The 8,692-nt window shown below is 74.2% G+C and carries 8 protein-coding genes; 5 read left to right on the forward strand and 3 right to left on the reverse strand.

Going from position 1 to position 8,692, the window contains the following annotated elements:
* Together ACFVGO_RS37335 and ACFVGO_RS37340 are read left to right on the forward strand one after the other, a co-directional pair.
* Positions 1–239 (forward strand): hypothetical protein (locus ACFVGO_RS37335; RefSeq protein ID WP_380636620.1); only part of this gene is annotated, 239 nt, incomplete at its 5' end.
* Between the two features lie 65 nt (positions 240–304).
* Entirely contained in the window at positions 305–1,249 is a 945-nt protein-coding gene (locus tag ACFVGO_RS37340) for a bifunctional riboflavin kinase/FAD synthetase (protein WP_359911642.1), read from the forward strand.
* A 57-nt stretch (positions 1,250–1,306) separates the two neighbouring features.
* On the opposite strand, the gene ACFVGO_RS37345 is transcribed toward ACFVGO_RS37340, so the two are convergent.
* The 3 genes from ACFVGO_RS37345 to eccE all read right to left on the reverse strand — a co-directional run bounded on the left by ACFVGO_RS37345 (position 1,307) and on the right by eccE (position 5,579).
* Positions 1,307–3,460, reverse strand: a complete 2,154-nt coding sequence (locus tag ACFVGO_RS37345) for a MinD/ParA family protein (RefSeq protein WP_380636622.1) — start codon at positions 3,458–3,460, stop codon at positions 1,307–1,309.
* A 131-nt stretch (positions 3,461–3,591) separates the two neighbouring features.
* Positions 3,592–4,359, reverse strand: a complete 768-nt coding sequence (locus ACFVGO_RS37350; protein ID WP_359911636.1) for a hypothetical protein — start codon at positions 4,357–4,359, stop codon at positions 3,592–3,594.
* A complete protein-coding gene (eccE, locus tag ACFVGO_RS37355) occupies positions 4,359–5,579 on the reverse strand; it encodes a type VII secretion protein EccE (RefSeq protein WP_359911633.1) in 1,221 nt (406 codons plus the stop codon). The genes ACFVGO_RS37350 and eccE overlap by 1 nt, the downstream gene beginning before the upstream one ends.
* A gap of 378 nt (positions 5,580–5,957) precedes the next feature.
* Here eccE and ACFVGO_RS37360 point away from each other — a divergent pair, with 378 nt between their 5' ends.
* From ACFVGO_RS37360 to ACFVGO_RS37370, 3 genes are all read left to right on the forward strand, one after another.
* Positions 5,958–7,643, forward strand: a complete 1,686-nt coding sequence (locus ACFVGO_RS37360) for a type VII secretion protein EccB (RefSeq protein WP_359911630.1) — start codon at positions 5,958–5,960, stop codon at positions 7,641–7,643.
* A gap of 62 nt (positions 7,644–7,705) precedes the next feature.
* Entirely contained in the window at positions 7,706–8,131 is a 426-nt protein-coding gene (locus ACFVGO_RS37365; RefSeq protein ID WP_380351394.1) for a WXG100 family type VII secretion target, read from the forward strand.
* Between the two features lie 120 nt (positions 8,132–8,251).
* The gene (locus ACFVGO_RS37370) at positions 8,252–8,542 is read left to right on the forward strand and encodes a WXG100 family type VII secretion target (protein WP_359911624.1); all 291 of its coding nucleotides are present in this window, start codon (positions 8,252–8,254) and stop codon (positions 8,540–8,542) included.
* The last annotated feature ends 150 nt before the right edge of the window (positions 8,543–8,692 follow it).

Here is an 8,692-nt window from a genome sequence, read left to right on the forward strand (position 1 = left end):
GCGCCGGACGGTCGGCGGCCTTCGCCCGGCTGCTCGCCCGCTGGCCGTCCGGCGCAGCGCCGACCGCCCCGGACGGCCCCCGACTGGCCCGGATGCGGGCCCTGACGGCGGCCGGACGGGACCCTCAGTACGCCGCCGCCGAGGCCGAGCGGGCCGTGTCCGGGCGGGCGGCGGGGCCCTCGGCGGGCTCAACCCGTATTCCGGTGCCTGAGCCGGGGCAGGCGCATGGCACGCTATAGGGGTTCGGGTTTTGAGCGTTTGAGCGTACAGAGGGTACGCGCCGTACGGAACAAGGAGCGGTCAGGTGCAGCGCTGGCGTGGCCTGGAGGAGATCCCCGGGGACTGGGGACGCAGCGTCGTCACCATCGGCTCGTTCGACGGGGTGCACCGCGGGCATCAGCTGATCATCGGGCGGGCGGTCGAGCGGGCCCGCGAACTCGGTCTCCCGGCGGTCGTGGTGACCTTCGACCCGCACCCGCGCGAGGTCATCCGGCCGGGCAGCCACCCGCCGCTGCTCGCGCCGCACCCGCGCCGCGCCGAGCTGATCGCGGAGCTGGGCGTGGACGCGGTGCTGGTGCTGCCGTTCACCACGGAGTTCTCCCAGGAGTCCCCGGAGACCTTCGTCCGGCAGGTGCTGGTGGACGCGCTGCGCGCGCGGGTCGTCATCGAGGGCCCCAATTTCCGCTTCGGCCACCGGGCCGCCGGGAACGTCGAGCTGCTCGGCGAGCTGGGCCGGGCGGACGACTTCGAGGTCGAGGTGGTCGACCTCCAGGTGTGCGGTACGGCCGGGGCCGGCGAGCCGTTCTCCTCCAGCCTGACCCGCCGGCTGGTCGAGACCGGGGACATGGCCGGCGCGGGCGAGGTGCTGGGCCGCCCGCACCGGGTCGAGGGCGTGGTGGTGCGCGGCGCGCAGCGCGGCCGCGAGCTGGGCTACCCGACGGCCAACGTCGAGACCGTGCCGCACAGCGCGATCCCGGCCGACGGCGTGTACGCGGGCTGGCTGACGGCGGACGGCGAGCGGATGCCGGCGGCGATCTCGGTCGGCACCAACCCGACCTTCGACGGCACCGCCCGTACCGTGGAGGCCTACGCCATCGACCGGGTCGGCCTGGACCTGTACGGGATGCACGTGGCCGTGGACTTCCTGGCCTACCTGCGGGGGATGGAGAAGTTCGACTCCATCGACGCGCTGCTGGACCGGATGGCCGACGACGTCAAGCGGGCCCGTGAGCTGACCGACGGCGTCTGAGCGCCGCAACGCCGGAAGGGCCCACCGACACCAGGTCGGTGGGCCCCTTCCGCCGTTTCACTGCTGGGGCGCCTGCGGCGGGTAGCCGTAGCCCGGTCCCGGCTGCTGCCCCCAGGGCGCCCCGGGAGCGGGCTGCTGCGGGTAGCCGTACCCGGGCGGGGGCGGCGGGGCCTGGCCGGGCTGCGGGGCCCACGGCGCCCCCGGGGCGGGCTGGCCGGCCTGCTGCGGGTACGGCTGGGGCTGCTGCTGCGGGTCGGCGTACGGCTGCGGGCCGCTCGACTGCTGGTAGGCCGGCTGGGCCTGCGCCTGCGCCTGGGCCTGCTGCTGCCAGCCGGCCTGCTGGGCGGCGGCCTGCTGGGCCCGGACGATGTCCTCGCCGACCAGGGTGGCCAGATCGAAGTAGGCCTCGCGGACCTTGGGCCGCATCATGTCGAGGTTGACCTCGGCACCGGCCGCCAGGCTCTCGTCGAACGGCACCACGACCACGCCGCGGCAGCGGGTCTGGAAGTGCGCGACGATGTCCTCGACCTTGATCATCTTGCTGGTCTCGCGCACCCCGGAGACCACCGTGATGCTGCGCTGCACCAGGTCCGCGTAACCGTGCGCGGAGAGCCAGTCCAGGGTGGTCGAGGCGCTGGAGGCACCGTCCACGCTGGGGGTGGAGACGATGATCAGCTGGTCCGCCAGGTCCAGCACGCCGCGCATCGCGCTGTACAGCAGGCCGGTGCCGGAGTCGGTCAGGATGATCGGGTACTGGCGGCCCAGCACGTCGATCACCTGGCGGTAGTCCGAGTCGTTGAAGGTGGTCGAGACCGCCGGGTCGACGTCGTTCGCCAGGATCTCCAGGCCCGAGTTCAGGTCCTGCGAGGTGAACTGACGGATGTCCATGTAGCTGCGCAGGTGCGGGATGGCCGTCACCAGGTCGCGGATGGTCGCGCCGGTCTGGCGCTTGACCCGGCGGCCCAGGGTGCCCGCGTCCGGGTTGGCGTCGATCGCGATCACCTTGTCCTGGCGCTCGCTGGCCAGGGTCGCGCCGAGCGCGGTGGTGGTCGTGGTCTTGCCGACACCGCCCTTGAGACTGATCACGGCGATCCGGTAGCAGCTCATCACCGGGGTGCGGATGATCTCCAGCCGGCGGGCCTTCTCGGCCGCCGCGGCCTTGCCGCCGAACTGGAAGCGCGGCTGCTGGCGCTGCTGCTTGGGCTGGCTGCGCAGCAGCCGGTCCGAGGACAGCTCGACGGCGGCGGTGTAGCCGAGCGGCGCGCCGTGCGCCGTCTGCTGCGGGGCGGCGGCCTGCTGGAACGCGCTGGGCTGCGGGGCCTGCGGCGGCTGCTGCTGCCACGCCTGGCCGGGCAGGGGCTGGCCGGGCTGGCCCTGCGGACCGGGCTGCGGCTGGGCCGGCTGCTGGTACGCGGCGGGCTGCGGCCAGCCGCCCTGGCGCGGGTCCACCGGGCCGGGCTGCGGCACCGGACCGGGCTGCGGCGGGACGGCGGCCTGCTGCGCCTGCTGCGCTTGCTGCGCCTGCTGGGCCGCCCACGCGGCCTGCGGGTCCCAGGCCGCCGCCGGGCCCTGGGGGTCCTGGGGGTGCTGCGGCGGGGCCGGCTGGACCGGCGGCTGCGCGAAGTTCTGCGGCTGGACGGGCTGTCCCGGCACCGCGGTCGCGGCGGGCGGCGCCGGGTAGGGCTGCGGGACGGGCTGCTGCGCCGCGGCCTCCGGCAGCGCCCACGCCGGGGCACCGGGCTGCGGCTGCTCGGGGACCGGCGGAGTCGGGGAGGGCGCCGGGAAGGGGACGTGCCGCGCCTCGGCCTGCACCGGCGGGGCGGGCGCCGCGGGCACGGGAGCGGGTGCCGGCGAGGGTGCCGGAGGCTGGACCGCGGCCGGCACGGCCTCGGCCGCCGGGGGCGCGGCCTGGCCGGGCACCGGAGCCTCGGCCTGCTGCTGCGCCGGAGCGGGCAGGGGGGCCTGGGCCTGCTGGGCCTGCGCCGGAGCAGCGGCGGGCGTCGGGGCACCGGGTGCCGCGGCCGCGGAGGCAGCGCCCGGAGTCGTCGGAGCGCCCGCCGCCGGTGCGTTCGGAGCCGGTGCGTTCGCGGCCGCCGCGGGCTCGGTCTGGACGTACCAGGACGGGGGAGTGTAGTCAGGCGCGTCCGACCAGTCGTCGTCGTCCTCCGCCGCGTTGTCGCCGACGTAGACGCCGTCCCGATCGCTGCTCACTCTGGCTCCCTCGTGTTCGCCGCCGCTTTCTCAGCGGTGCCGTTGCCACATCAAAGACTAGGCCGTACGGCAACCCCCGTTGAAGGCGGCTTCGCATCCCCGCCGGCCCGCCCGGTGCGGCGGGCCGGCGCTCAGTCCATCCGGCGCGGCCCGCCGAGCACCTGCTGTTCGGCCTGCCCGGCCACGGCCCGTACGTACTGGCGGCGCATCCTGGTGGCCCACAGGGTCAGGTCGTCGCCGAGGGTGGGCAGGGCGGCCACGTCCTCCGGCGGCAGCGACAGGATCCGGCCGGTCAGTTCCGCCTCCTGCGGCGAGATCCGCTGCACGCCGACCAGGTCGGCCGCGTTCAGCACCCGGGAGGCGTTCGGGCCCAGGTAGGGCAGCAGGGTCAGGGTGGTCTGCCAGGGGGCGGCGGAGAGCCGGCTGCGCGGCGGGCGGGCGCCGAGGTCGCGCACCACCAGCACCGGCGAGGCCACCGAGGCGCCCTGCGGGCCGAGCCGGCCGACCTGGTGGACCGTCACGCACGGCTGGCCGCCGCCGGCCGCCTGGGCCATCGGACCCCACAGCTGTCCGCGGGCGGTCTCCACCGCGACGCGGGCGCCGATCGCGGCCGCCCGCAGCGCGATGACCTGCGCCGTCCACATGCCGCCGACCAGCACCAGGTCGTACGAGGTCGGGCGGAACAGGCCGAGCACCGCGGGCAGTCCCTGCGGGTCGACGCCGATCACCACGCCGTCGTCGCCGACCGGGAAGGCCAGCGACGCGAGGTCGGCCGGCTCCAGCACGTGCTTCTCCCGGCGCGGGCCGCGCAGCCCGAAGCCGGGCAGGATCCGCGGCCGGGTCCGGCGCTGCTCGGCGCCGGGCTGCGGGCCGGCGGTGGGGTAGGTCTGGTACGCCATCAGGAAGCCCCTCCGAGCGGCAGGGTGGCGAGCATGCCGGGGGCCTGCTCCAGGTCGAGCCGGACCAGGCCGAGCCCGGTGCTCTGGGCGCGGCTCTCCACCTGGCGGCCGATCTGGCCGACCTCGCTCTCGTTGCGGCCGGTCACCCGCACGTGCCCGCTGACCGTCACCGAGCCGCCGGTGCCGTGCCCGGCGGTCAGGCTGAAGGTGCTGGCGAGGGCCGGGGAACCGGTGATCAGGTTGACCAGGTCCGGCGCGGCGACCCGGCCGGGGGCGCCGCCGGGGCGGCTCAGCTGCGGCCAGCGGGAGATCCAGTACGTGGTGTGCCAGCGGTCGTCGATCCGCCAGAACCGGTTGCCCTCCTGGGTGCGGCGGGTGGTGCCGCCGCCGCTGCCGGTGCCCTGACGGCCCGCCACCGCGATCGGGTTGGCGCAGGTGGCGATGGCCAGTGCGGCGATCAGCTCGCGCTCGTCCAGCACGGTCGCGTTGAAGCCGGCGCTGTTGAGCCGGCCGGCCAGCTGGTCGGTGACCCGCTGCAGCGCCTTGCGGGCGCCCTCCTCGCCGCCGCCGCGGGCGCGGACGGCGGTCGCCGCGCGTTCCGGGTCGAGCTTGAGCGCGATCCAGGTCAGCCGCAGCCCGGGGGTGGCGGTGCCGTCCGGCAGTTCGCGGTAGGCGCGGGCGGCCAGCGACTGCTCGGGCAGGTGCTGGGCCGGGGCGGGCTGGGTGTGCTGGACGAGCTGCACCGACTCCAGGGTGATGTCGTCCACCGTGAGCGCCGAGCAGATCACGTCCAGCGGCAGCGGCAGGGCGGTGCGCACCGGGCGCAGCGGCTGGTCCTTGGCCTGGACGAGCAGCACCGAGCTGAGGAAGGTCCCGTCGCCGACCATGCCGGTCTCCCGGCGGACCGGGCGGCCGCCGAACTCGGCCTCGGTGGCGTGGGTGCAGGTGCGCAGCCCCGGTTCGAGCTCCAGCGCCGGCGCCAGCGCCGGGTCGGTGCCGGCCGGCGGCAGCAGCGTCCTGGCCTGCTTGCGGCGGGACTTGAGGGCGGCGCGGACCCGCAGCAGTTCCGGGACGGTGCGGCCGCGCACCGGGACGAGCGCGAGCACGAGCAGCACCAGCGCGACCGCGCCGAAGCCGGCCGCGACCGGTCGGCTGATCGTCCAGCCGACCGCGACCAGGGCCGCCGCGACCTCGACCAGGACGAGCTGCTGGAGCTTCAACCGCCCTGCGAGCAGCCCCGGTCGGGGGTTGACCCGGACCTGGACGGCCCCGCCGCCCCTCGGCTGCGGTCCGGCGGTCCCGGTCCCCGGTCCGGTCTCGTTCGCCGGTGCGCTGTGCTGCGCCCGGCCGGACCGGCGCGGCCTCCCGCCGCCCGCACTGCGGCGGCGTCCTGGAGCGGTCTGGCTTGGCATCCCCCGGTGGCCCTCTCTGATCCGTTGTCGCGGCCCGGCTGGCTGTGTCGCGGACCGTACCCGTACCGTACTCACCGTCTGCTGCCGCATCGTAGAGGGTTCGCGCCGGTTCGTGCCCGGCGGGTGACCACGGGGCCGGTCGGTCTGACAACGCCCGACAACGTCTGACAAGGGGGACGACGAGGTATGGCATCGCGCCGGGACGAGCTGAACGCGTACACCTTCGCCCGCAAGCGCACGGTGGGCGCCTTCCTGCTGCCCGCCGGCGGCGGCAGTGACGAGGACGCGCCGCGTCCGGTGAAGGCGGTGCTGCCGAGTGTGCTGGCCGGGGCGGTGTTCGTGGCCGGGTTCGGGCTCTGGGGGGTCTTCAAGCCGAGCGCGCCGGTGAAGTGGGACGACGGCAAGAACATCATCCAGGGCAAGCAGTCGACGACCCGGTACGTGGTGCTCATCGACCAGGACCAGAAGACCAAGCGGCTGCACCAGGTGCTCAACATGTCCTCGGCGCGGCTGGTGCTGCCCGCGGGCGCCAAGGTCGTGGTGGTGGACGACGGGGTGCTCGACCGGTACCCGAACCACGGGCCGACGATCGGCATCCCGTACGCGCCGGACAAGCTGCCGACCACGGACAACGCGAGCAAGCCGATGAAGTGGGCGGTGTGCGACCGTCCGGGCTCGGACGACAAGCAGGAGACCGTCAACCAGGCGGTGTTCGTGGCGGCCGGCGCGGACGCGACGGCGCTGGCGGCCAAGGACCGGATGCTCGGCCCGGACCAGCTGCTGCTGGTGCAGCAGGCCGACGAGCAGCAGGTCTCGGCCGCGCCGGTGCCGGGTCAGCCGGCCGCCGCGGGTGCGGCCGTGTACCTGGTGGACGCGCAGGGCCGCAGGCACCTGATCGGCTCCCCGCAGTCGGACGACAGGGAGCGCAAGGCGCTGATCACCGCGGTGTTCGGGCCCAACGCGGTGCCGCAGCGGGTCAAGCGGGACTGGCTGGAGACCCTGGTGGACGCCACCCCGGTCACCTTCCCGCAGGTCGACGGGGTCGCCGACAGCCAGGGCGCCAACTCCAAGGTGGAGCTGAGCAACCAGGCCGACCGCCGGGTCGGCCGGCTGGTGCACTACCAGGACCGCCACTACGTGGTCGGCAAGGAGCAGCTGTACCTGGTCACGCCGTTCCAGGCGGACCTGATCCGGCAGAACCCGGCGTTCCAGATGCTCTACAAGTACGACCAGGACAAGAAGCCGCGCAGCGACGAGATGACCCCGGCCGACAACGCCCAGTGGGGCGTCGACGCGCCGCTGAAGGGCACCGTGGCTGACTGGCCGTTGAAGACCGGCGCGCCGGTGAACAACCAACAGGACCGCCAGGACGCCCGGATGGTCGTGTGCAGCACCTACGACGGCGTCGCCGAGGACGGCACCACGGCCAAGCGCAGCGTCTGGGCCGGGACTTCGTACCCCGCGCCGTACAACAACGGCGCCGGGGCGGCGTACGTGACCCCCGGTCACGGTCTGTTCTACCGCTCGCTGGACCACTCGGCCGCCGGCTCCGGAACCGACTTCCTGATCACCGAGACGGGGTTGCGCTACTCCGTCCCGTCCAACGGCGACGGCGGTCCGCGCCCCGGCGCCTCGCCCCAGCCCGGCCAGAGCGGCACCCCGAAGCCGCCGACCCCGTCGGCCGCTGCCACGCCGACTCCCGGGGCCACGGCCCAGGATCCCGGTCGCCAGCCGGAGGAACCCGGCGGCAACCAGGCCCGGTTGGGCTACCAGGGGGTCCGGCCGCTGCCGGTGCCGAAGGAGTGGTCGAACCTGGTTCCGGCCGGCCCGCCGTTGACGGCGACGGGCGCCGTTCAGCCGCAGAACGCCTGACGGGCCAAGCGCGGCAACCGAATTGGCCTCAGTGTCATGGTCTGGTAACTACTCGGTGATCGATGTTGGGCGAGCTGCGTGTGCCGACTACAGTGCTGCTGGACATCACACCGGTGATGGCGGCGGTCGGCCCGCAGGGCCCTCCGTACACGCAAATGTTGTCTCATGGGGGACGGTGGAGCATGGCTCAGGGTCAGTTCACGATGACCGCGCAGGAGATGCTGGCATTCGCCAAGCAGATCGAAGAGGCCATCGGCAAGATCGAGGCTGAGAAGAACAAGCTGATCAGCACGGTCTCCGGCATCACCGGCGGTTGGCAGGGCACGGCCGCGACGGCCTACACGAGCCTGCAGAACCGGGTCAACGAGGACATCGCGGCGCTCAAGGAATCGCTGAACGCGATCAAGCACGCGATCGAGCTGACCACCAAGCACTACGCGAGCACCGAAGAGGAGCAGAAGGCGATGTTCTCCGCGGCCCAGGGCTGATCACCGCACTCGCGCTGATCGACGCACCCGCGCCGACCGCCGTTCTGCCCCGCTCCACCGCTCTGCGGAGCGTCCGCCACTGACCGCGCGGCGCTCCGCGCCCTCGTCAAGGGAGACAACGTGTCCGACCACATTCTCGTCAACTTCCAGACCGTTCACCAGGCGGCCGAGGAGGTCAAGGCCTCGGCGAGCCGCATCGACCACCTGCTGAACGACCTCAAGGGCAACGTCACCCGCATCGCCACCAGCTGGCAGGGTGCCGCCCAGCAGGGCTACCAGGCCCACCAGGCCAAGTGGGACGCCAAGGCCAACGACCTCCAGCAGGCCTGCGCGCAGATCGCGACCTCGCTGGAGCAGGCCGCGCAGAGCTACCGGACGACCGAGGACGCCAACGCCAAGCTCTGGGGCTGACGTTCGGGTTCCTTGAGGAACGGCAGGGGGCGGGTACCCGGATTCCGGGCACCCTCCCCCGACGCGCGGCACGGGTGAACGACATGAGGGGTGGCAGGGTGTCCCGACACGGGTACCGGAAGGCGGCCGCGGCGATCGCCGCGCTCACGG

This window comes from Kitasatospora sp. NPDC057738, from assembly GCF_042798815.1.
In the GTDB taxonomy this organism is placed as follows: Bacteria; Actinomycetota; Actinomycetes; order Streptomycetales; family Streptomycetaceae; genus Kitasatospora; species Kitasatospora lactacystinica.

Bases quoted from the DNA above. Each gene is read 5' to 3' on its own strand.
- ACFVGO_RS37360 (WP_359911630.1), top strand. From the start codon at position 5,958: ATGGCATCGCGCCGGGACGAGCTGAACGCGTACACCTTCGCCCGCAAG.
- ACFVGO_RS37365 (WP_380351394.1), top strand. From the start codon at position 7,706: ATGTTGGGCGAGCTGCGTGTGCCGACTACAGTGCTGCTGGACATCACA.
- ACFVGO_RS37350 (WP_359911636.1), bottom strand. From the start codon at position 4,359: ATGGCGTACCAGACCTACCCCACCGCCGGCCCGCAGCCCGGCGCCGAG.